The organism is Trichococcus flocculiformis, assembly GCF_963662535.1.
GTDB classification, from domain to species: Bacteria; Bacillota; Bacilli; order Lactobacillales; family Aerococcaceae; genus Trichococcus; species Trichococcus flocculiformis.
In genome coordinates, this window is record NZ_OY759718.1 from 2,858,207 (window position 1) to 2,881,819 (window position 23,613).

A 23,613-nucleotide genomic window follows, 5' to 3' on the forward strand; every position below is an offset into this window, starting at 1 on the left:
CGTTTCGCATTCAATCGTTCAATTTTGCTGCATCTATTTCTTTGCTTTATGCACTTTCAACGCTTTGCCTTTTACGGTGCGGTTCTGCATCTCAGAAATCACATGCGGCCCTTTTCCGTTCAGGATTTCGATGTAGGTCACGTTTTCCTGGATTGTGATGATGCCGATGTCATCCGCATCGATACCGGGAATGTTGGTCAGCGTACCTACGAAATCAATGGCGCGCAGTTTTTTCTTCTTGCCGCCGTTGAAATAGACTTTGGTGATGTCCTTGTTCAATTCCCGGTTGCGCGCGCGTTTGATGACAGGCCGTTCCTGCAGTTTCTTTTCGAAAGCCGCTTTATGATGCTGCACGAAGCGGGCGCTCGGCGGATCAATTTCGGTGATTTCCTGCTGCGCGAAGTCTTTCACTCCCTGCCAGCTTCTTTCCTCACTAGGCGTAACCAAGGTCAAGGCTACCCCCGTTTTGCCGGCGCGGCCGGTTCTGCCGGTACGATGGATGAAACTTTCTTTCTCCTCGGGAACATCGTAATTGACGACATGGGTCACGTTATCGACATCAATCCCGCGCGCAGCCACATCCGTAGCCACCAAATAACGCAGCCTGCCTTTGCGGAAATCTTCCATAACGGCAGTGCGGTCATCCTGCACCATCCCGCCATGCATCTTATCAATCGGCAAACCGGCTTTACTTAAGAATGTGTACAGTCCGTTTACGGCTTCCTGCGTATTGCAAAAGATGATGCAACTGTCCGGATTCTCAACGGTCAGCAGATCCAATAGTTGCTTGGCTTTGCCCGATTCTTGGACACGGATGAAGGATTGCAGAATCTTCGGCTTGGATGCCTCATCGCTTTCCATTTTCACCGATACGCGGTCGTTTTTCATGTAGAAGCTTGCCAAACGCACCACTTCACTCGGCATGGTCGCGGAGAACAACAACGTTTGTCTTTGTTTCGGCAGGAAATCAATGATGGCTTCCACTTGCTCAATGAAGCCCATATTCAGCATTTCATCCGCTTCATCAAGTACCAAGTAGCGTATCTTGTCAAATTTCATTGTCCCTTTTTGCAGATGATCCAATACCCTGCCCGGAGTGCCGACTGCGATATGGCTTTTCTGTCTCAATTCCGATTTTTGCGTATCGAAGGAAGTTTTGCCGAAGACAGCAGTAGCCTTAATCCGCTTCAACCGTCCGATGTTGGTGATGTCCTCTTTCACCTGCAGAGCCAGCTCCCTTGTCGGAACCAAAATCAGCGCTTGCGGACGGTTTTCCTCCCAGCTCACACTTTCGCACAACGGTACGCCGAAACTGACGGTCTTGCCGCTGCCGGTCTGCGATTCGACAATGATATCTTTGCCCTTTAAGGTCAGCGGGATGACCTCCTGTTGTACTTGCGTCGGTTTGAAATAACGCAATGCCTTTAGTGCCGTAACGATTTCTTCGCTGATCGCGAAGTCTTCAAATGTTGTATAATTCATCTTGTCCTACCTTCACTTTTGATTTGTCGTCTCAGTATAACAGGAAAACATCAATAAATCCGCGTTTTTGTGAAAACAGGGTGCAGCATGGGATTAAAAAATGGAACCGGGTTTGAATCCCTCAAAGGGTTCCGCTTCCAGTTCCACTATCGCCGCATGCGCCAGTTCACTCTTCGCAGAACAGCCTGATCCGCTCGATCGCTTGTTGCGCCATTTCATCGCGTTTTTCCAGATAAGCTTCCTTGTCGAATGTTTTGTTCTTATCTACATAAGGAATATTCTGGATGCTTTCCGAGTATAAGGTCGTTCCGCCTTCCTCCGCTTTGGCCGTGTAATTTTGCCGCACGAAAGAATCCTCGGCCGGATCGACCGTGTCCACCCGGATGGCTGCGCGCATGATGAATTCATCGGGGAACAGTTCCGATTGCTGCACTTCGATGTTCACCGGCACCATTTTCCCGAACATGTCGTATTCCGCTTTGTAGACACTGGACAGGCCGCCGTCCCCGCTGATCTGCTTGACGATTTTCAGGCCCTCATGAATGTCTTGCCAATTCCCCACATTGGCGGCGTATTGCCATACTTTGCTCAGCGGCGCTTCGATAAAAATACTTTTCTTGATGTGGCTTTTGATGTAGTCCATTTCATTCATCCTTCCTGCTGATTGAACCTACTGCCCCCATACGCGACTGTGATAGCGTTATCTTTAGCTTCATTATAATCAAATAAATCCCCTTAGACAAACTTGGCTCGCTAAACTTCGGAACCCGCACTTGGCAACTCCGCCGATATTTGTTAAACTGTTCGGGACAGTTCGTAACCATCCTGTCGTTAAATAAAACTAGGGTAATAGAATCATGCAATCAAAACGCAGGAATGTTTTTTGAGATGGCTTGTTATCCTTAGATACAACCTTCTCGGCATCCGTGCGTCTTTTTTTGTCTATTCTTGTAAGGCGTTGAATAAAGTATTATGAGGCTTTTAAACAGTCTACAAAAATCTCCTCAAATGCATTCAATTCTTTTATTTTTGATTTCATTTCCTCTATACTTTGTGTATAGAAAGGGATGATCCGAGATGATGCTGACTAAGAAGGTCCGTTTGATTGTTACAGACGAAACTTCCAAACTCTACCAAGCAGCAGGCGTTGCTCGTTGGGCTTACAACTACACGATTCGAATGCAGGAAATGAACCATCGCTTCGGTGGGACGTTCATCAGCGATAATGGTCTGCGCAGACACATCACCAAGATGAAGAAACGTAAGAAATACGAATGGTTGAATGACGTGTCCAACAACGTTGTCAAACAAGCGGTCAAGGATGCCTGCAGAGCCTACAAAGCCTTTTTCAATGGGCAAGCTCAGCATCCCAGATTTAAGACCAGACGCCGCTCCAAACCGAGTTTCTACAATGACTGTGTCAAGCTGAAAGTGAAAGGCAACCACGTTCTGTTGGAAAAAATCGGTTGGGTGAAAACCAACGAACCTTTGCCCGTGGACTGCAAATACTACAACCCGCGCATCAAATTCGACGGCAAATACTGGTATCTGACGGTTGGCATCGAGGTGAATCCGGTAAAAGTTAAATTGGATGGTCGGAATGTCGGGGTGGATATCGGCATCAAGGAGTTAGCTGTCACCTCCGATGGTGTTTTTTACAACAACATCAACAAGACAGCCTCCGTGAGGAAAGCGGAGAGACGCCTCAAGAGATTGCAGCGGCGTGCAAGCAAAAAATACAAAAAAGGAACGCCTAAATCTAAACATCTCCTAAATCTAGAAAGTGAAATCCGAAGGCAGCACAGACGCTTAGCCAACATCCGAACCAATCATGTCCATCAAACAACCGCGGAGATCGTGAAATCCAAACCCTCCCGCATTGTGATGGAAACGCTGAACATCCGCGGCATGATGAAAGACAAGCATTTGGCTAAGGCGGTCGCAAATCAGAAACTCTATTTCTTCAAACAATGCCTGCAATACAAATGCGAACTAAATGGCATTGAATTTGTGGAAGCAGACCAGTGGTTTCCGAGCTCCAAGTTGTGCAACAACTGTGGATCGCTCAAAAAGGACCTGAAACGCAGTGACAGGGTCTACCACTGCACATGCGGCCACCATTGCGATAGGGATCTGAACGCAAGCTATAATCTGAGGGATTACCAAGCAGTCTAACGGTAGCTCGGATATGTACGATTCGTTGCATCGGAATTTACGCCCTCGGAGTGCTGCATCAAACGAAAGTAGTCCGTCAGGACCAAATCGGGCACGAAGAACAGGGAAGCAAACATAAACTAGATTTAGTTAGATTTATGGCAACGGTGGACTGATGCAAAAAACATTCACAAAAACACAAAAATTGACTTTCTCAGCGATGTATATCGCTATGTACATCGTCATCATGGCTCTGACGCAATCTTTCGCTTTTGGACAATATCAAATCCGCATCGCCACAACTCTTTACGCCCTAGCTTATTTTAACCCGTTTCTGATCATCCCGGCTGGTCTCGCCAATCTTATGTCGAACCTGTTCTTCGGCGGACTTGGGATCATTGACATGCTTGGAGGAACCCTCGTCGGTATCTTCACGGCTTCGCTCGTTTACGCTGTCCGCAAATACAACCTGCCGAAGTGGTGTCTGATTTTGCCGATCATCTTCATCCCTGGAATCGTTGTGCCGATCTACCTGTCGCAACTGTTGGCCATCCCGTTCCTGCCACTTGTCGTCAGCCTCTGCATCGGCCAATCGGTACCGGCATTCGTCGGCTACTTTTTGGTGCAGGCACTGGAAAAACGATTCTACAAAAGTGCACTATTAAAACCCTAAGCGCAAGGAGGAACCACAATGACAGCAGGCAGAAATGAAGCCGATCTGAACGGCCTCACCCAATTGGGCAACCAACAGACTAAATATCCGCAGGACTACGATCCGAAAGTCCTCGAGACTTTTCCGAACAAGCATCCTGACAATGATTACTTTGTGAAATTCAACTGCCCCGAATTCACAAGCCTGTGCCCGATGACGGGACAGCCCGATTTTGCGACCATCTACATTTCCTACGTCCCGGGAGAGATCATGGTCGAAAGCAAATCGTTGAAACTCTACCTTTTCAGTTTCCGCAACCACGGCGACTTCCACGAGGATTGCATGAACATCATCATGAAGGATCTGATTGCATTGATGGCGCCGAAATACATCGAGGTGTGGGGCAAATTCACACCGAGAGGCGGCATCTCGATCGATCCTTACTGCAACTACGGCAAACCTGACACAAGATGGGCAGACGTGGCTTGGCAACGATTGGCGCAGCACGATCTTTATCCTGAGAAAGTCGATAACCGCTAGATGGAACAGGTGAATGGGACAACGCAAAAACAAGCTTTGGTCATCTTTTCAGGCGGGCAGGATTCCACAACTTGCCTGATCCAATCCATCCAAAAGTACGGCGCGGCAAACACCGTAGCCCTTTCCTTCAGCTACGGCCAACGCCATGGCATCGAACTGGAACGTGCGGCATGGATCGCCAAAGATCTTGGGGTCGAACACCACATTCTGGACGCGCAGGTCATGGGTAAAGTCACGACGAACGCCTTGATGGACGAGTCGCAGACAATCAAGGAAGCAGATGCCGAAGACTACCCGAATACCTTCGTCGACGGTCGGAATGCTCTGTTCCTGTTGCTGGCCGGCATCTTTGCCAAGTCCAAAGACATCCGCAACATCATCATAGGCGTGTGCGAAACAGACTTCAGCGGTTATCCGGACTGCCGCGATGTGTTCGTCAAATCGATGAACGTAACCCTGAACCTGGCCATGGATTACAATTTCAACGTCGAAACGCCGTTGATGTACCTGACAAAGGCCCAGACATGGGAGCTGGCGGATCAGTTGGGTTGCCTCGCCTACATCGAGGAACATACCCATACTTGTTATATGGGTGTCCCCGGTGGTTGCGGCGAATGCCCTTCCTGCAAACTCCGCAACGCCGGACTGGCAGAATATTTGAATAAATAAGAAAAAATAGCCCTCTGGCTGTTCCGCTGCTGTGGATCATCCGGAGGGCTATTTGTTTTCACCAAAGGCAACTGTCCAGTCTCTGGGTCACCATACATACAGAAGCAAACGTTTGCTTGCCTGCCTATCCAGCTTACTGTCCTTGTCCAGCATTCCCTTCCTGATTTTCCATATCATTATTCAAAGCTTTCATTTCATCAGCCAGCAAATCGGCCTTATCGGTACGCTCCCAAGGAAGATCCAATTCGGGCCTGCCGAAATGACCATAACAAGCAAGCTTTCTGTAGATTGGCTTCCGCAGATCGAAATCGCGGATGATTGCGGCTGTGCGCAGGTCGAAGTGCTTATTGATCAGTTCTTCGATTAATTCTTCGGAGAGGCTAGCCGTCCCGAACGTTTCAACACGGACGGAAACGGGCCTCGCCACTCCGATGGCATTGACGAAATATTTCGTCTGATCATCCAACAGCTCCGCCGGGATAACGGCCGGAATCACCATTCGAAGCATGTCCTCCCTGATCCGTTCCTGATCGACCGATTCGTCATGCTGACAGGCGATCACGACCGCTTCGATCCTTTTGACATGGCCGTCCGCATATTCCACGGTCACCTGCGTTTTTCCGTCCGGCCTCAGATAGGGCAGTTCCCCTGATTTCCGCAGCTCAGCAACCTTTTTGGCCAGCCTATGAGCCAACATGATCGGCAGCGGCATCAACTCCGGCGTTTCCTTGCAGGCATAGCCGAACATCAATCCCTGATCACCTGCTCCCAATTGGTCCGCTTCATCGTCCGATCCGAGCCGCTTTTCCAAAGAGGAGCCGACCCCTGCAGCGATATCCGCTGATTGCCTGTCCAAACCGATCAGGACGGAACAAGCCTTCCCATCGATACCAAAGTCGCTGTCCGTGTAGCCGACAGCCTGAATGATGGACCGCACGATGGCCGGAATATCCACCGTGCTGACAGTCGTGATCTGGCCGAAAACCGTGATCAAACCAGTACTGGCGGAAACATCGCAAGCCACCCGCGCGAACGGATCCTCCTTCAGAATGGCATCCAATATCCCGTCGGCTATCTGATCGCAGAGCTTATCCGGATGCCCCTCCATGACCGATTCCGAGGTGAAAAATGTTCTCTTCATACTTTATCGCCTCTTTTTATTAAAAAATGAATGACACAACCTTCCAAAAACTTGTTTTACAAACTTCACGCAACCTTCATGCCTTCGGACTCCGAAGGCATGAAGGTTGCGACAAGGTAACCGACCCCGAAAGGACCTTCGTAGGAGAGCACTTCCGCTTCATATGCCCTGCCTTCGAACGCTCCCATCAGGAACAGGATGGAGCGCAACCCGCACTCCGCCGCCCTTTCAAGGAACCCGGCATCCAACCGCAACAGCTGTCCGGCATCCTTTTCCTTAATGGCTTTGACCACTAATTTATCAAACAAAGGCCCCGCCGAATGGTAGCCGTAAGGCCCCTCCGGCTTCAGCACGTGCGACAGATCGGAAGAAGCGATGATGGCAGTGCGCAGATCCGATCGGTCGTAAGCTTCCCCATAACGTTTTCCCCATTCATAGTAGTGCTCGTAGGAAGGCACCGTCACCAAAATCTTTTCCGTTTCCAGGTTGGGCGGCAGTTGTCTGTCGAGATAATGCATGGGCACTTCAAAACCGTGGCCTTCATGCGGTTTCACAATACAAAAATTTAACAGGCAGATTTCCGAAAAATCCACCATGCCTTGATACTGGCATAAATTTTTTTGTAAACGAAAAAGTAAAATAGCCTCTGATTCATTTTATTGATCAAGTTGGTGAATATTGGGCTATAATTAGTAAAAATACTATATGTCAGGAGCGTATAAAATGAAATCAGAAAAAGAAAAAATGATCGCCGGAGAACCCTATTTGGCCGGTGATGCGGAGCTCGTCGCCTTAAGGCAGAACGCACGTGAAAACATGCGCGCATTCAACGACGAAATAGACCCCCGCAAGCGCAGCGAGCTGTTGAAAAACTGGTTCGGGAAGACCGGCCAAAAAATCTACATGGAGCCGTCGCTTTCATTGGACTACGGTTCCAATATCTTTGTCGGCGAGAATTTCTATGCGAACTTCAATTGCACGATACTGGACACCTGCCCGGTCACATTCGGGAACAACGTGATGATCGCACCGAACGTCAGCTTTTATACGGCCACCCATCCGATTGATCCGGTCGAACGGAACAGTGGAACGGAGTACGGCAAACCGATCACGATCGGTGACAACGTCTGGATCGGCGGCTCTTCCGTGATCGGTCCGGGGGTCACGCTGGGGGACAATGTTGTCGTCGGTATGGGCAGTGTCGTGACTAAATCTTTTCCTGACAATGTCGTGATTGCAGGGAACCCGGCGCGCGTCATCCGCCAAATCGAACTTTCCGAAGCCAAGTCCTAAATACACGAGTAAAAAAAAACGATCGCGTAAGCTGCATCCAACTGAGCGCGATCGTTTCTTTGCTTTCAACAACTACTTCTCTGTCTGTGCTTCCGTCAGCAACCGATGGATGGCTTTATCGACCAAGGCGACTGGAAACCCGACAATCGTATTGTAGTCCCCTTCGATCCCGGAAACCCAAAGCGCAGCTTCCTCTTGGATGCCGTATGCTCCGGCTTTGTCCATCGGCTTGCCCGATGCCACATATGCCTTCACTTCCGCCTCCATGCGATCATCCCACTCAAAGAAGCTGACTTTCGTCTCAGAAGCAAAGGTCTCTTCCTTTTCGCCCCATAAAATGCTGACGCCGGTCAGGACCGAGTGGGTCTTACCAGCCAGTGCGCGCAACATCGCATAGGCATCGGCCTCATCAACCGGTTTGCCGAGGATTTTTTCGTCCAACATGACCACAGTGTCGGAGCCGATGACCATCGCTTCGCTGTTCTCACGGTGGATAACAGCCGCTTTTTCCCGCGCCAACGTTTCCACCAGCTCAGTGGCCGTTTCAACGAACGGATCCTGTCCCGCTTCGGCGAGGATGCGTTCTTCTATCGCTTTTTCGTCGATATCCGCAGCCTGGACCGCGAAATTCTTTATGCACAAGGACAGCAACTCGCTGCGTCTTGGCGATTGGCTCGCCAATATGATTTTCGGATTCATTTGTTCTACCCTTTCTTCTTCAAAGTGCAAAATCATGTCATACCAAACAGCATTCCCATGCGTTGAACTTGATTTGCCGCTGTTCACCAACCCGAATTTCTCATAATAAGGGATCTTTTCTTCTTTGCAGCAAAGCGTCAAGCCTTTTCTGGCCGCTTTCCTGCTGGCATCTATCAGTGCCATAAGCAACTTTTCCGCAATTCCCTGCCTTCTGAAAGCCGGATCCACATCCAAACCGAATACGCTTTGATAAGCACCCTCCGGATTATGCAGGCCAGCATCATGGTAGTGGGCATCGCGGATGATCGGTTCATCGATGACTGCCCCGTTCACGAACCCCACCAATTCGCCCTCGACTTCGGCAACAAGGAAGCTTTCAGGGAACAGTTTCATCCGCTCGCTGAGTGATGCTAGCGTCGCTGCCTCGGCTTCCGGAAAACACGCATCCTCAATTATTTTCAATGCAACCAAATCCTGAAGATCCGCTTTCCTGATCTCAACTTTCATCCGCTGATTCCTCCCTTTCTGTACATAGTTCATATTACCGACAAATTTTCGATTTTTCCAGAGAATTCCATCTGGGCGGCCTCCTAGGGAAAAAACATTGTCCGGATTAGACAAACCGCCCTCTCTCACTGTTCAGGAAAGCGATTGCATCCCCTGCGGATCGAGAGTATGATTACGATAGCTTGATAAAATATTCACGCAATCCATATTATGATTGCCTAAGGGGGGCTTCAAAATGAACAATATCGAAAATAAATGGATGCGAGCCGCTATCCCGGCACTGCTGATCCATTGCAGCATCGGCACAGTCTACTGTTGGTCTTTGCTGAAAGGAGGAATCGCCGAATATATCGGAAGGCCGAAAAGCGAGGTCGAATGGGCCTTCAGTCTGGCAATTTTCTGTCTCGGGATGTCGGCAGCTTTCGCCGGTAAAATCGTCGAAAGGGATATCCATAAGGCTTCCTTGATTGCAGCTGTGTGCTTCGCAGCAGGAATGGCTGGTACCGGCTTTTTCATCCAGCAAAAGTCGCTGATCGGGATTTTCCTGAGCTATGGCGTTTTGATGGGCATCGGGTGCGGTATCGGATATCTTTCGCCGGTAAAGACCTTGATGCTTTGGTTCAAGAATAACAAAGGCCTCGCCACTGGAATAGCGGTTGCAGGGTTCGGGTTGGCCAAAGTAATCGCCAGCCCAATCATCGAGATGTTGCTGGGTGCAACAAACTCAGACGGTACACTCGCTGATCCTTCTCGTCTCTACAAGCTATTCTACATCCTGGCTGTTGTCTACTTCATCATGATGTTCGCGGGTCATCTTCTTTTGAAGAAGCCGGCGGATTGGGTCGAAGTGAGCGCACAGGCAAAAGGCACCCATACGCTTGATATCTTCAAGAATAAGACATTCATCGGCATCTGGCTGATGTTTTATCTCAACATCACTTGCGGACTGGCACTCATCTCCCAGGAAAAGGATCTGCTTCATTCCATTGGTTTTGGCGCAATTGCCACGATCAGTTCCTTGACTGCGATTTTCAATGCCGGCGGAAGGCTCGGATTTTCGGCGTTCGCCGATAGGCTAAAGGACCGGAATACCATTTATATTTGGATTTTCGGGCTATCGATTGGAGCTACGACGATTACGCTTTTAGCGAACGGAGTGGACAATGCCATCGCGCCGCTGATCATTTTGTTGCTATGTGTCATCAACGCCGGTTACGGCGGTGGTTTTTCAAGTCTTCCACCGCTATTGGCGGACCGCTTCGGAATGGAGACCATCAGTACTGTCCATGGACTGACTTTATCGGCTTGGGCTTTTGCCGGTTTGTCCGGTAACCAGCTGAGCGCCCTCATCATCGCGAAGACCGGCTCGTATAACAATGTCTTGTATGCCATCTTGGCGATGTATGCTGTCGCTTTCTTCATCAGCGCTTTCCTGTTACGGGCAAAATCGGACCAAAAAAAGAGACATCCCGTCCACCACTGACACAACAAATAAAAATCCGGCGACAAGTCATCACGTATGACTCGTCGCCGGATTTTTTTAAGCTTGTCCGAAAACTGTTTCGGCTACTGTGACACCGGCTCGGGCATCTTTGCAGTAGTAATCCGCGCCGATGGCTTTGGCGTACTTTTCTGTCAGTACGGCTCCTCCGACGAAGACCTTCACAGACAAATCCGCCTCGCGCAGGGCCGTGATTGTGTCCTCCATCGCAGTGACGGTCGTCGTCATCAACGCGGACAGCCCGACCAATTTGACTTGATGTTGCTTGGCGACCGCCACAACCTCTTTGATCGGAACATCTTTGCCCAGGTCGATGACGTCGTATCCATAGTTTTCAAGCAGAACTTTCGCCAGATTCTTTCCGATATCGTGGATATCCCCTCTTACGGTAGCCATCACGATGGTTCCCTTCGATTCCAGCTTCTCATTGCCTCCAGCAAGTTTTGCACGGATCGTCTCGAAGGCTTTACCGGCCGTTTCGGCGGCGCGGATCAGCTGAGGCAGGAAGATGTTTTTCTGCTCATAGAGTTTGCCGACTTCATCCAATGCCGGCACGATGTGATCGTCCACGACAGCCAATGGCGTATTGTCTTTAAGCAGCGCGTTGGTTGCCTTCATGATCCTAGCTTCATCGCCCTCCAACAGCATTTCCCGGTAGGAACGGACGACGTTTTCCTGCTTGGGACCATCGGATTTGACCACAGCCTTTTTGTTGTTGTAGTCGATATAGTCGATGGCACCTTCGTCTTGCCCTGAAAGAACATTGAAGGCGCGCATCGTGTCGACGATTCCGTCGGCCCCTGGGTTGATGATGACCGTATCCAATCCCGAAGTCAGGGCCATCGCAAAATAGGTTCGGTTGATCAAGGCTCGGAAAGGCAGTCCATAGGAAACGTTGCTCAACCCCAAAGTAGTCAACGCCTTCGTGTTTTCCTTGACCCAACGCAATGCCTTCAACGTCTCCATGACCGCTTTCTGCTGGGCTGCCGCAGTGAGCACAAGGCAATCCACCAACAAGCGCTCTGCACCGATGCCATACGCTTCCGCTCGCTCGATCAATTTCTGGGCGACCTTGGTCCGGCCGTCAGCGTCATCCGGGATGCCCGCTTCATCCAGACACAAGGCAACCACAAAGGCGCCGTATTTCTGGACGATCGGATAGATTTCGGCCATCGAGGATTCTTTCCCGTTGACCGAATTGACGATTGCGACACCACTGTAGCGCCTCAAAGCTGCTTCAAGCACTTCCGGTTTGGTCGAATCGAACTGGAGCGGCGCTTCCACTAGACCGCTCATGCCATCGATGATTTTTGTCATATAGTCCGTTTCGTCGATCATCGGCAAAGAGGTGTTGACGTCCAAAACATCCGCACCTTTTTGGACCTGCTCAAAAGCGACTTTGATGGCCGCCAAGGGATTGCCTGCCACGAATTGTTCCTTCAAACCCTTGTTGCCTGACGGGTTGATCCGCTCCCCGATGAGGGTGATCTGGCCGTCCAGGCAAACTTTTTTCTGCGCCGAGCAGATGTACCGCTTCAATTTATTGGCTTCTCTTTTCACAAAAGACGCCTTGGCCTGCTGCAGATCACGGATGTATTCCGGAGTCGTGCCGCAGCACCCGCCGATCACGGAGACCCCCAAACCGGCCAATTCCTTGGCCACCTCAAGGTAATCCTTGGAAACGACGTTATATTTGGCGACCCCAGCTTCCGTCACAGGGATACCGGCATTGGCCTGCACCATCACCGGCGTATTCGTGAAGGCCAAAATCCTTTTGATGATGGGAATCAATTCCTTTGGCCCCAATGAGCAGTTTACGCCCAGCACATCTACACCCAATGCATCCACGGAGAGCGCCATGATTTCCGGCTCGGTTCCGGTCAAAGTGTTGCCGTCCTCCGTAAAGGTCATCGTCGCAAAGATCGGCAGGTCGCTGTTTTCTTTCGCCGCTAACACGGCCGCGCGCATTTCCGCCAGATCCGACATCGTTTCGATGAGGATCAGATCCGCTCCGGCCGCAGCCCCGATCATCACTTGTTCGCGGAAGTAATCGTAAGCCTGGTCGAAATCAAGCAATCCGATCGGTTTCATCATCTTTCCGACCGGTCCGATATCGAGCGCCACTTTCGCCTCGGTCCCTGCCGTTGCCGTTTTGGCGATGTCAACAGCAGCAGTGATCACTTCCGTAACGGAGTAACCGGTCTCCTCCAGTTTGTAGGCATTCGCACCAAAAGTATTTGTCGTGATGAACTGCGCACCGGCTTCGACGTACTCCCGATGAATCCGGCCCAGCAGCTCGGGATCTTCCAGATTCAACGCTTCCGGATTTTGGCCTGCTTTCATCCCGTATGCCTGGAGCATCGTACCCATCGCTCCATCGAAGAGAAGCAGTTCTTCGCCGATTTGTTTTCTGATATCCATTATTTTTTGTCCCCCCTAGCTTAACTTCTGGCCGTGCAGCTGTCGTTCAGATCGCATTCGCTGCAACTTGTGTTTCCGCAGCGATGATTCTTGCCTTTGGAGATGCCTTCCTCCAGAACGCCTAAAATCGCCACGATTGATTTTCTTGGCGTCATCAGCATCGAATCCGTCAGATGGACCCCGATCCGCTTGTCCGACTGCAATTCCCCTAGCAGCGTTTTGTTGGTGGCCAAAGGCAGATCCCCGTATCCGGGCGCGTAACGGAAAGTCAATGCGAATCCCGCTGGCAGCTGGCTTTCGATTTCCTGCTGGCAACTGTCCGCAATTGTCTCGACGAATGCGGACGCACAGGCATCAGCGATCATGCCCAAGGTCGGCGACATCATTTTGTTGCGCTCGATGAGGAGGTCTCCCTGCACGCCTAATGTACAGACCATGATGTAGACCTCTTTACATCGCTTGAGCGTGCGGGTGATGCTTTTCCCTTCCAGCACAACTGCGGTCCCCTCCAGCGTGATCAGTCCCTCAACGGAGTGGTCCAGAAGATACTGCCCATAAGTCCACTTCCCAGTGATCGCCTGCTCAAACTGAGCGGCGATCCTCTCCATATCGTGCTTTGTCCGTTCGTCCGGTTGTTTGTTGCCGAAGCCCAAATACTTTGCGACCAGCTTCAGATCCGTCTTCATCTTTGCGGCTCTTTTCTGCAGACCGCCTTGCGTACACAGGAGATGTTCTCCATGATTCTTCTTGTCGCGTCGGGCTTGTTCATCGTGTAGATGTGCACACCATCCACACCTGAAGATAGCAGGTCGATGATCTGATCGACTGCATAAGCAATACCGGCTTCCTGCAGTGATGCCGGATCGTGCGCATATCTATCAAGTATGCGCAGAAATTTCGGCGGCAGGTTGCAGCCGGAAATTTCCTGGATCCGTTTCACCTGTTTGATGTTCAGCACCGGCAGTATCCCGGCGATGACCGGCTGTTCGATGCCGACAAGATCCAGTTTCTCCTTGAACTGATAGAAAAGATCATTGTCGTAGAAAAGCTGCGTGATCATGAAGTCAGCGCCATGGTCCATTTTCCTTTTCAGATTTTTCAGGTCATCCACTTTGTTGATGGAATCGACATGTCCTTCCGGATAGCAGGCAGCTCCGATCGAAAAATCGCCTGCTGCTTTGATGTCGTCGATGAGCTCGGAAGCATAACGGTATTCCGGATTCCAATTTTTGTCCGTCAATTTTTCCTGCGGGATATCCCCACGCAAAGCCAGGATGTTTTCGATTCCGCTATCCTTGATCGATGCCAGTGTCCGTTTCATGCCCTCTTTTGTCGAGGTGCAGCCGGTCAAATGGGCGATCGATTCGATGCCGAAATCCTTTTTGATACGCGATGCAATTTCGACCGTGTTGCTTTGGGCTGTCCCGCCAGCGCCGTAGGTCACGGAAATAAAATCGGGATGCAGGTCCTTCAATTCAGTTAAGGTGTCGAATACCGTCTCAAGGGCATAGCTGCTTTTCGGCGGAAAAATTTCAAATGAAACGGTCGGTTCCCCTTTGCTGATCATCTCTCTAATCTTCATAACCATGTCCTCCCTCAATTTGTTCAAAGTGGCAATTTTTCAAGCGCACTTACTTTGTGTATGATTGATCATGTCAGTTGATGACTTCCCGAAAGAAGTCATTTATTTCCAATAGTATGCCATGGAATGAGGATATAGAGTAACACCAAAAAAATATATTTAGTTATAGCAAAAGACTATACCCAAAATAGACCGGACCTTTTAATTCCCATAGGTCCGGATCACTGCCTTCAGCTCTTTGATGTAGGCGGCCGCCTGCCGGCTGATCCCGGCTTTCTTGTTGGCGATCCAACCGATCACCATCCGGTCCTCTACATCCAAAGGTACGGAAACGATATCTGTTCCGTTCAGCTCTTCACTAAGTACACCGGTGGAGATAGTGTAGCCGTCAAGGCCGATCACTAAGTTGAACAAAGTTGCGCGGTCGCTGACCAGGATACTTTTTTTATGGAAAACGGTGCTGAGGATCTCTTCCGAAAAATAGAAGGAATTATGCTCGCCCTGTTCGAACGACAGGTAGGGGTAATCCTCGAGATCCGCCAAGGTAACGCTTTGTTTGGCCGCCAATGGATTGCGGACGCTCACAAAGATATGCGGTTCTGCTTCGAACAAAGGATGGAACTCCAATTGATTCTCCCGCAAAATTTTTTGGAGTGCATTGCGGTTGAACGAATCCAGATAGAGGATGCCGATTTCACTCTGGAAACTCTTGACGTCTTCGATGATTTCATGGGTGCGTGTCTCACGCAGCGTGAACTTGTATTCATCCGCTCCACTCTTTTTGATCATGTTCACGAATGCGCTGACAGCGAACGCGTAATGTTGGGTCGAAATGGAACACAACTGTTTGGCCGGTTTTTTGTCGAGATAACGCTGTTCCAGCAATTCGGCTTGCTCGATCACCTGTTGGGCATACTTCAAAAATTCGCTGCCTTCCGCTGTCAGTGTGATGCCTTTGGCGGTCCGGATGAACAGTTCCAGGCCGATTTCTTCCTCCAGGTCCTTGATGGCATTCGAGAGGCTCGGTTGTGAAATGAAGCATTTTTTGGCGGCCTCGTTGATCGATTTGTATTGGGCGACTGCTAGCATGTATCTTAATTGTTTTAAGGTCATGTTTCTTGCCTCTCCTCTCGTTGCTTTGGCATGCTTTTTTGATTCTGCTCCGATTATACCAGATGGGTTCCCGCACGGCCAAGGACGGGCTGATGCGCATCGAAAAAACGGTGCCTGCTCCGGTGAAGATAGCGTTCACCGGAGTAAAATCGAAAAAAACCGGCTTGGGAGCATTTCCATGTGCTGCCAAGCCGATCCGATGCTATTTTTTCCGGTTGACTTTTTCTTCTATCATGCGTTCGAAGCTTTCTTTGTCTTCTGTCACCGCAATCGGTGCGTACTCCGGCCACGCCTCTTCCAAGGCTTCCGCGGAGTCCCCGCTCAGGAGGAGCACCTCGATTTTCCGGCCGAATCGTTGCTCCAATTCCTCCGAATAGCCAAAAATGGATGGCACTGCATCGATTGCGATTGCCGCACTGCCGTTCTTTTTGAATGTCCTTGCCACTACGAATCTCATGAATTCACCTCAAAGTCCATTATAGCAAACAGACCGCATTCTTGGTAAAAGAAAATGATGCGTTCGCATTCCCATTCCTGTTCCCATCCTGCTGATCCGGCTACAGATCCAACTCGGTCTGCACGCTTGCCGTTTCAGGTGCAACCCGATGATGGGCCATCACCAGCGATCCCAACCCTGCCATCACGATCAGCAAGGAACTCAGGAAGCCGATGTAAGGCGGCATCCGCAAAGCACCGAGGATGATCAATCCCAACAATACCAACCAGACGCCTTTATGCAGCTCGGGCCATTTGAAGCGTTTCGCCAACCACTGCCCGATGAATACCGCCACAATGATCCGCGACAGATATAAAGCAATCGGATAGACGGTACCAAGGATAATCGCAATCGGAATGCCGATGACGGTGACCATCGCCAAGATGATCAGCGGCGGCACCACCAACAATGTCAGCAGACCGACTCCCAACGTCTTCAGCGGCCGTTCAGTCAATGGCCGGGCTGTATTTTGCCAGAAAGCGGGGCGCCAGATCCGGATAAGGAACCAAATCAGCAAAGCGCTCGCCAAACTCCAGAGGAACCAGACAACTGTCATGAACGGCCTGCGCGTTTCCCGCATGACAGTTGTTCCCCTATCCATCGTTTCGGCAAATTCCCAATCCGTGTCTCCTGCGATCGTTGCACCAGCCCCGATGTCAGCTTCGTTTCCGCCCTTGTAGTTGAGGTTGCCGGCTATGTTCGCGCCGTCCTGAAGTTTCAGACTATCCGTTTGCAGATTGACATCCCCGCCAATTTGGCCGCTGAGCACAATCTCGGCTCCACCCCCGAAGAGGTTGCGTTGGATAACCCCTTCCTGCAGGATGGTTGCGCCTGCAACGAAGATATCCCTGCCTACAGATGCATCCTGACCGATGGCGATATTCTGACCGGCAAAGAAAACATCGCTTTCCGACTGCCCATCAAAGGTGAGCGCTTGCCCCGCTCCATAAATATTGCCGATCACCGTCCCGTTGATGGTAATCGATTGGGCAGCCACGAACAGATCGCCGTTGATGTTGCCGTTGATCCGGACATCCTGCCCGGACACAAACGTAGTCCCTTCAACATTTCCGTCCACCTTCACCACATTGCCCGCAAAGAAACCAGGCCCTTCAATCGTTTCACCTGCAGCTAAAGTATCCAAATTTTCCGCATTCATGGTAGTGGCCGAAGCAACACCTGAAAATCCCAACAAAATCGCCAAAAATAACAAGTTGATGCTCCAGAAGAACCCTTTCCACCAAACCTTCTTATTCATCTTGCTTCCTTCTTTCAAATAAAGCGCAAGTGACCAATTGACTATCCTTCGTAAACTCTTCTCAGTTCCCCAAGGTCTAATTTTTTCATTTTCAGAGTCGCCTCTGTGACGCGTGCCAATTTTTCAAGATCCGCGGTCTGCATCATCTCGTTCATGTCCGTTGGAACGATTTGCCAAGATACCCCGTATTTATCCTTCAGCCATCCGCAGTTTTCCGCTTCCGGGACATAAGAAAGAGCTTCCCAATAGTAATCGATTTCTTCCTGATTTTCGCAATTGACGATGAAAGAGAAGGCTTCATTGAATTCAAAATCATGGGCCTGAGCACTGTCCATGGCTGCGAACGCTTGGTCTTCCAACTTGAAAGAAGCGAACTTTACCGTCCCTGGCGCATCCGGCTCCTCACCCACTCCGTAGTAATCCATTGCATCGATTGAAGTATCTGAAAATACAGCCTCATAGAAAAGGATGGCCTCCTCTGCTTTGCCGCATTGTTTTTTTGTGAACATCAAGGTTGGTGTCAATTTCTGTTCTATCTCCCGTTCGCCGACATGCATGACCTGCCAGGACAGGCCGTAGCGGTCTTCTGTCCAACCATACCTTTTGCTGAAGGAATAAGCGTCCAACGGCATGAGCACCGTTCCGCCATCGGAAAGCTTTTCCCAAAGGAAATCGACTTCCTTCATCGATGCGCAATCGATTCGGATGGAAATGGATGGATTGAAGCGGAAATACGGACCTGCCGCAATCGCCATGAAATCCTGACCAGCCAACGTCATCGAGACAATATCGGCCGTTCCATATGGTGGTGGATTTTGGATTTGGCTGATGTTTGTGATTTTGGAATTATCGAACAGCGAGGTATAGAATTCGGCTGCTTCTGTAGCCTGCGTATCAAACCAAAAATGCGGAACAATTTTATTCATATATAAAATCCTCCTTGATCTTTTTCATACCGATCCCGACAGTGCAAATGGACAAAAAAATAGCGGCTGCACCGACCCGCCGAAGAAGTTCTTCGGCGAAGTCGATGCTCTCCACTGCCATTATGCCACTTTTCGTTGGCGATGGAAAATGAGAACCATCGGCGCTGAGCGGCTATTGTATTCTGTTCAATTTATCATTCAGCTTGGCGTAAATGATCCTCATGTAAGGCTCGCTGCACTTGGTGAGCGCCTCTTCCAACCCCATCCAGGCGACGCCGCTGTTTTCGTCCGGTTTGACGCTCGTCTGTTGCGTTTCGTCCGCCTCCAGCAAGTAAGTCAGGTTCAGATGCACATGCGTCCCTACCTGTTTGCCGTTTTTGACGTGCCCGTCCACACTCAATATTTCGAGCGAAAAGAGCTCTTGCGATATCGGCGTTACCTGCTCGATACCGGTCTCTTCCTTCGTTTCCCGGATGGCTGTCGCCAGAAAATCGGTTTCGCCATCCATGTGACCACCCATCCAAGCCCAAGACTGGTAGATGTTATGGTAAACCATCAGCACCTTGGTACGATCGCGATTGACGACCCAACTCGAAGCGGTGAAGTGGGCTAACTGATTCTCGCGCTTGAACAAATTATCGAATTGATCTAGATACCGAAGCATCAGCTCACGATCTTTTTCTTCCTGCTCATTAAAGGGAGAATAGTCCGCAAGCAATTGTCTGATTTCCATGACGGCCCTCCTTTCACATGCTTTTAGCGGTTAATTGGTTCGCGAGAAACCTTCATCATTCAGATAACCGACAGCCGCATCACGTGTCTTGAAGATTCCTTCCATTTGACCGTTCTTCAACGCAACCGACCACATCGGATTATCGTAGATCAGCAACAGAACATCTCCGGACCGGTCCACCCATTTTTCCGAGTAACCTTCCACATAGCCGTCTGCGGTTTTTTTCAGGAAGGAAATCGCCTTTTCCAAAAGGAAACGGATCGTTCCTTCGTCGCTTTCCAATACGGAAATATAGCCCTTATCCGTCTCTTCTTTCGGCAGATAGCCTGCATAAATGAAGGCATTGCCGTTTGGATGCAGGAAGCGGACAACTATCTTGTGGTCCACCGCACTCGCATTGAAATGATAATTGATCCGGTTCATCGAAACCGGTACAGCCGTCAATTCCTCGTAATCATCAAATATCGCTTTTTTTTCTTCGAATGACAGGGTCATTTTATTCACTCCTCGTTAATGTTCTCCGATTTTGCGGAGGCTCGGTTCATTCTACCATATCCGGCTGCGGGCGTTCAGCCCCATCAGCGTATTTTTCAAGAAAATGATGCCTTCCTTCCCCATCGCGGCAGGAAATGATCTTTTCGAGGTTCACGCTCTGCACACTCTGAAAAATGTTCGCATCGATAAGCGGACTCGTTTCGCGCAGTTGCCCGATCAATGCCTTCACCTCTTTGCGCTTAAAACCTCCCAGATCGCTCGGTTGATTTTCGTACATTTCCGTGAAACGGCAAGCGCACTGTAGGAAGGTCAGTTGATGATAGTCTTTCCAAGCGATGATATCTGCTTCCTTCACATGATAAAGTGGCCGGATCAGCTCCATCCCTTCAAAGTTCCGGCTGTGCAGTTTCGGCATCATCGTCTCGATCGTTCCGCCGTAAAACATATTCATCAGAATCGTCTCGATGACGTCATCGAAATGATGGCCCAAAGCGATCTTGTTGCAGCCGATTTCCTGGGCTTTTTGGTACAGGTTGCCCCTGCGTATGCGCGCGCAAAGATAGCAAGGGGACGAATCCACATTCTCCACGACATCGAAAATAGCGGACTCAAAAACAGTCAGCGGGATGTCCATCAATGCGGCATTGTCCAAAATCTGTTGCTGATTCTGTTCGCTGTAGCCCGGATTCATCGCCAAAAAGACCAACTCGAACCGGAGCGGACCATGCCGTTGCAGTTCCTGCATCAGTTTGGCCAGCAGCATCGAATCTTTTCCGCCGGAGATGCAGACGGCTATCTTATCACCGTTCTGGATCAGGTCATATTCCTGGATCGCTTTGATGAAGGGCCGCCATAAGGGTTTCCGGTATTTTTTGATGAGGCTTCTTTCGATTTGATCGCATTTTTCCATTTGATAAGGGTTTCCTTTCTTGCAGGTTATCCGGTTGATTTTAATGTGTATCATTTGCTCCGGTTAGCGCCCGTTTCCCTGGAGCTGGGGCACCACTTGATATGCCCCGAGGTCCAAATGACGCTCCTCAAGAAGACTCACCGGCATGATGTCCATCAGGGCATTTGTGACGAATACTTCATCCGCACTCAAAAGTTTTTCCAGACCGTACGCTCCTTCCTGGAACGGAATCTGTAATGCAGCGCATTTCTTGATTATCCGCGCTCTAGCCGTTCCTTCCAGGATACCGCAATGCAGCGACGGAGTGTATACGATTCCGTTCTTCACCCAAAAAACATTCGAAACGCACCCCTCGGAAACATGGTCATGCGTGTTCAAAAAGATGGCTTCATCAAAGCCTTTCTGAACGGCCGCTTCCTTTTCCAGAATGTTGTCCGCATAGTTCATACTTTTGATGCCGACAATTTTCGAGAATTCGTTCCTTCTCGCATCAGCCAGACATACTTTCAAGCCTTTCGCATATTCCTCTTTGTAAGTTTTCGTTCCTGTCAGGATCAGGATATCCGCTTTCTGTTGTGTCTGTTTTTTAGTGGTCGGTTTGCTGCAGACGACCTTTACGAAGCCTTCGGAAACGCCATTCAGCTCCAGTAATTTTTCGACGATCGGCTGGAGCTCATTTTCCTCATAAGGGCAAACCATCCCCAGAACCGACAGCGCCTGGACCATGCGTGTGTAGTGCTGGTCCAGAAACAACACTTGTTTACCGGAGACACGGATCGTCTCAAAAACCCCGTATCCGTACATGAAACCCGGGGACAGTGGGCTGATCAATGCTGCATCTTCCTCAAGATAGGCATTATTCAAAAATACTTGCATTGTCATTCTCCTTCCGGTAATTCCGCCTGCAGCGCTTCGATGAGTGCCTTCGCCTTCACAAGCGTCTCTTCGTATTCCATTTCCGCATCCGAATCCCAGACGATACCGCCGCCGACCTGAAAATAGGCAGTATCTCCCTTTTGGAGGATCGTCCGGATGACAATGTTCAGATCGGCATCGCCGTTGAACCCGACATAGCCGATCGATCCGGTATAGATGTTGCGTTGCGTCGGTTCGATTTCATCGATGACTTCCATCGCCCTGATTTTCGGCGCACCCGTTATCGATCCGCCCGGGAAGGCGGCTTTGATGCAATCGAGCGCGTGGAGGCCTTCCTCCAACTCCCCTTCGACTGTCGAAACAAGCTGAAAAACGGTGCTGTAGTCTTCGATATGATACATTTCCGTTACCTTGACGCTGCCGGTTTTACAGACTCGACCCAAATCATTGCGCATAAGATCGACGATCATCAGCAATTCGGCACGGTCCTTCTCGCTTTCCAGCAATTCTTGGCGATTGGCGCTATCCTCCTGCTCGGTAGCGCCGCGTGGCCGGGTACCTTTGATCGGCCGCGTCTGTACCTTGCCGTTGCGGATTTGCAGGAACCGTTCAGGCGAACTGCTCAATAGCTGACCCATGCCGAAGTCGATGTAGGCGGCAAATGGAGCCGGGTTGATGTCGCGCAAACGCGTGTACAGCTCGTAGGGCGATGCTTCCGTCCGGCACTGGAAGCGTTGGGTCATGTTGACCTGATAGATGTCGCCGGACCGGATATATTCCTTGATACGCGCGATTGCATCCAAATAATAGTCTTTTGTCATGTTCGCGGTGAGCTTTGGTCTGGCTTCACTGGCCAACTCCAAGGCACGGAGAGGGAATCTCATCCCCTCCGCAGCCACGATGGTTTTTTCCACCTCAGCCACCCACTTTTCCGGATTACCGAAGAACCCCGGCGAGGCAAGATGGACTTTTCCAAAAAGGTGGTCCACCACAATCGCCCCGTCATAAATGCCGAAGAATCTGTCAGGGATCTGGACGTCATCGTGCGCTTCCTTCGGCAACCGTTCCACTTGATGGCGCAGTTCATAGCCGAAGTAGCCGACAGCTCCGCCGATGAAAGGGAGTTCCCCCGTATAGTCCAGCTGATAGTCTTCCAGCAATGCTTTCAATTCTTCGAACGAATCTACGCCCGCTTTGGCAGTCAGCGTCCGTTCGGGATCGAATCCGATGAAGGAATAGCGTCCCAATTTCCCCGGATCCATGCCGCTGTCCAGGAAAAAACAATGCTTGCGGTCGCGGAACAAAGAAAAGAGTTCGAAGCTCGAAAGCCCGGTGACGATTTCCTTGATCACGATATCAGTCGCTCTTTTTTTCATCGAAAATCACCCCTTCCCGCTTTTTTTGGGCGCGCCCATAAAAGTTGCGCAACATATCCAAACCGTGCTCCGTCAGAATCGCCTCGGGATGGAACTGAACCCCCTCGATCAGCTCTTCCCGGTGAAGAAAGCCCATGATTTCGCCAGCTTCTGTCCAGGCAGTGACTTCCAGCGCTTCCGGTAAGCTCCCATTTGCCACGATCAGGGAATGGTATCTTGTGACATTCAGCGGGTTTTTCAAGCCTTGAAAGACGCCTTTGTCTGTGTGTTGGATGGCATGCACTTTGCCATGGACAGGCTCTTTCGCCTTCACGATTTCCGCGCCGAACAGCTCTGCAATCGTTTGGTGACCCAAGCAGATACCCAGAATCGGGATCGTTCCTGCGAAATGTCTGACGACAGCCAGACTGATGCCCGCTTCATTTGGTGTCTTCGGACCCGGAGAAATCAGGATCATCAGCGGATTCAGTGCCGCTATCTCTTCGATTGTTATTTTATCGTTCCGTTTCACCACAACAGTCTTATCCAATTGCCTCAGATATTGGACGAGATTGTAGGTGAAGGAATCATAATTATCTATTACAAGTATCATACGGTCCCTCATCATCATTGTTATTTTTTCTATCGTTCTTTCTGTCAAATCTCCTAAAATGATAGGTCCATCATACCAAATGCCGAGACTCCAGCCTATAGTTTTGGGAAAACTGACTTCTGACGAAAAAATGACCAGGACAACTGCCCCAGCCATTCTGTCTTTCCCGAAATCGGCAGCATACGCGGTTACAACCT

24 protein-coding genes are annotated in these 23,613 nt (G+C 50.1%); 6 read left to right on the forward strand and 18 right to left on the reverse strand.

Annotated elements, in window-relative coordinates; translation table 11 throughout:
- Positions 1-33 precede the first annotated feature (33 nt).
- The gene (locus ACKPCD_RS13570) at positions 34-1,482 is read right to left on the reverse strand and encodes a DEAD/DEAH box helicase (RefSeq protein WP_321433517.1); all 1,449 of its coding nucleotides are present in this window, start codon (positions 1,480-1,482) and stop codon (positions 34-36) included.
- A 166-nt stretch (positions 1,483-1,648) separates the two neighbouring features.
- Positions 1,649-2,125 carry an SRPBCC family protein gene (locus ACKPCD_RS13575; protein WP_321433518.1) on the reverse strand — a complete coding sequence of 159 codons (477 nt, stop codon included), beginning with the start codon at positions 2,123-2,125 and terminating at the stop codon, positions 1,649-1,651.
- Positions 2,126-2,559: 434 nt separating this feature from the next.
- Here ACKPCD_RS13575 and ACKPCD_RS13580 point away from each other — a divergent pair, with 434 nt between their 5' ends.
- The 4 genes from ACKPCD_RS13580 (at position 2,560) to queC (ending at position 5,497) form a co-directional block, all read left to right on the forward strand.
- Entirely contained in the window at positions 2,560-3,657 is a 1,098-nt protein-coding gene (locus tag ACKPCD_RS13580; RefSeq protein WP_321433519.1) for an RNA-guided endonuclease InsQ/TnpB family protein, read from the forward strand.
- Positions 3,658-3,811: 154 nt separating this feature from the next.
- Entirely contained in the window at positions 3,812-4,309 is a 498-nt protein-coding gene (locus ACKPCD_RS13585; protein ID WP_321433520.1) for a QueT transporter family protein, read from the forward strand.
- A gap of 18 nt (positions 4,310-4,327) precedes the next feature.
- A complete protein-coding gene (gene queF / locus ACKPCD_RS13590; protein ID WP_321433521.1) occupies positions 4,328-4,828 on the forward strand; it encodes a preQ(1) synthase in 501 nt (166 codons plus the stop codon).
- 9 nt (positions 4,829-4,837) lie between these two features.
- Positions 4,838-5,497, forward strand: a complete 660-nt coding sequence (queC, locus tag ACKPCD_RS13595; RefSeq protein WP_321433522.1) for a 7-cyano-7-deazaguanine synthase QueC — start codon at positions 4,838-4,840, stop codon at positions 5,495-5,497.
- 133 nt (positions 5,498-5,630) lie between these two features.
- On the opposite strand, the gene ACKPCD_RS13600 is transcribed toward queC, so the two are convergent.
- Positions 5,631-6,638, reverse strand: a complete 1,008-nt coding sequence (locus ACKPCD_RS13600) for a methionine adenosyltransferase (RefSeq protein ID WP_321433523.1) — start codon at positions 6,636-6,638, stop codon at positions 5,631-5,633.
- A 65-nt stretch (positions 6,639-6,703) separates the two neighbouring features.
- The gene (gene amrB / locus ACKPCD_RS13605; RefSeq protein WP_321433524.1) at positions 6,704-7,192 is read right to left on the reverse strand and encodes an AmmeMemoRadiSam system protein B; all 489 of its coding nucleotides are present in this window, start codon (positions 7,190-7,192) and stop codon (positions 6,704-6,706) included.
- 169 nt (positions 7,193-7,361) lie between these two features.
- Between amrB and ACKPCD_RS13610 the strand changes: the two genes are divergently transcribed.
- Entirely contained in the window at positions 7,362-7,931 is a 570-nt protein-coding gene (locus ACKPCD_RS13610) for a sugar O-acetyltransferase (RefSeq protein ID WP_086989249.1), read from the forward strand.
- A 72-nt stretch (positions 7,932-8,003) separates the two neighbouring features.
- Here the strand turns inward: ACKPCD_RS13610 and ACKPCD_RS13615 are convergent, their stop codons facing one another.
- Complete coding sequence (locus ACKPCD_RS13615; protein ID WP_321433525.1) at positions 8,004-9,137, reverse strand: Maf family nucleotide pyrophosphatase; 1,134 nt, start codon at positions 9,135-9,137, stop codon at positions 8,004-8,006.
- A 244-nt stretch (positions 9,138-9,381) separates the two neighbouring features.
- Here ACKPCD_RS13615 and ACKPCD_RS13620 point away from each other — a divergent pair, with 244 nt between their 5' ends.
- On the forward strand, positions 9,382-10,620 hold the full coding sequence (locus ACKPCD_RS13620; RefSeq protein WP_198143342.1) for an OFA family MFS transporter: 1,239 nt from the start codon (positions 9,382-9,384) through the stop codon (positions 10,618-10,620).
- Positions 10,621-10,677: 57 nt separating this feature from the next.
- Here the strand turns inward: ACKPCD_RS13620 and ACKPCD_RS13625 are convergent, their stop codons facing one another.
- The 13 genes from ACKPCD_RS13625 to ACKPCD_RS13685 form a co-directional block, all read right to left on the reverse strand.
- On the reverse strand, positions 10,678-13,059 hold the full coding sequence (locus ACKPCD_RS13625) for a homocysteine S-methyltransferase family protein (RefSeq protein WP_321433526.1): 2,382 nt from the start codon (positions 13,057-13,059) through the stop codon (positions 10,678-10,680).
- Positions 13,060-13,079: 20 nt separating this feature from the next.
- Positions 13,080-13,745 carry a vitamin B12 dependent-methionine synthase activation domain-containing protein gene (locus tag ACKPCD_RS13630; RefSeq protein ID WP_321433527.1) on the reverse strand — a complete coding sequence of 222 codons (666 nt, stop codon included), beginning with the start codon at positions 13,743-13,745 and terminating at the stop codon, positions 13,080-13,082.
- On the reverse strand, positions 13,742-14,641 hold the full coding sequence (metF, locus tag ACKPCD_RS13635) for a methylenetetrahydrofolate reductase [NAD(P)H] (protein WP_321433528.1): 900 nt from the start codon (positions 14,639-14,641) through the stop codon (positions 13,742-13,744). Before metF ends, ACKPCD_RS13630 begins: the two co-directional genes overlap by 4 nt.
- A gap of 201 nt (positions 14,642-14,842) precedes the next feature.
- Positions 14,843-15,754 carry a LysR family transcriptional regulator gene (locus tag ACKPCD_RS13640; protein WP_068561898.1) on the reverse strand — a complete coding sequence of 304 codons (912 nt, stop codon included), beginning with the start codon at positions 15,752-15,754 and terminating at the stop codon, positions 14,843-14,845.
- Between the two features lie 202 nt (positions 15,755-15,956).
- Complete coding sequence (locus tag ACKPCD_RS13645; RefSeq protein WP_068561902.1) at positions 15,957-16,211, reverse strand: DUF6718 family protein; 255 nt, start codon at positions 16,209-16,211, stop codon at positions 15,957-15,959.
- A 100-nt stretch (positions 16,212-16,311) separates the two neighbouring features.
- Entirely contained in the window at positions 16,312-17,508 is a 1,197-nt protein-coding gene (locus tag ACKPCD_RS13650) for a bactofilin family protein (RefSeq protein ID WP_321433529.1), read from the reverse strand.
- 41 nt (positions 17,509-17,549) lie between these two features.
- Positions 17,550-18,434: a VOC family protein gene (locus ACKPCD_RS13655; protein ID WP_321433530.1), complete on the reverse strand. Its 885-nt coding sequence runs from the start codon at positions 18,432-18,434 to the stop codon at positions 17,550-17,552.
- A gap of 172 nt (positions 18,435-18,606) precedes the next feature.
- A complete protein-coding gene (locus tag ACKPCD_RS13660; RefSeq protein ID WP_276645217.1) occupies positions 18,607-19,167 on the reverse strand; it encodes an NUDIX hydrolase in 561 nt (186 codons plus the stop codon).
- A 30-nt stretch (positions 19,168-19,197) separates the two neighbouring features.
- Entirely contained in the window at positions 19,198-19,662 is a 465-nt protein-coding gene (locus tag ACKPCD_RS13665; protein WP_276645215.1) for a hypothetical protein, read from the reverse strand.
- A gap of 46 nt (positions 19,663-19,708) precedes the next feature.
- Positions 19,709-20,572: a tRNA 2-thiocytidine biosynthesis TtcA family protein gene (locus tag ACKPCD_RS13670; protein WP_321433531.1), complete on the reverse strand. Its 864-nt coding sequence runs from the start codon at positions 20,570-20,572 to the stop codon at positions 19,709-19,711.
- A gap of 63 nt (positions 20,573-20,635) precedes the next feature.
- A complete protein-coding gene (locus ACKPCD_RS13675; RefSeq protein ID WP_321433532.1) occupies positions 20,636-21,448 on the reverse strand; it encodes an aminotransferase class IV in 813 nt (270 codons plus the stop codon).
- Between the two features lie 2 nt (positions 21,449-21,450).
- Positions 21,451-22,824 (reverse strand): aminodeoxychorismate synthase component I, encoded by a 1,374-nt coding sequence (gene pabB, locus ACKPCD_RS13680; RefSeq protein ID WP_321433533.1) that lies wholly within the window; start codon positions 22,822-22,824, stop codon positions 21,451-21,453.
- Positions 22,805-23,416 carry an anthranilate synthase component II gene (locus ACKPCD_RS13685; RefSeq protein WP_321433534.1) on the reverse strand — a complete coding sequence of 204 codons (612 nt, stop codon included), beginning with the start codon at positions 23,414-23,416 and terminating at the stop codon, positions 22,805-22,807. The genes pabB and ACKPCD_RS13685 overlap by 20 nt, the downstream gene beginning before the upstream one ends.
- Positions 23,417-23,613 lie beyond the last annotated feature (197 nt).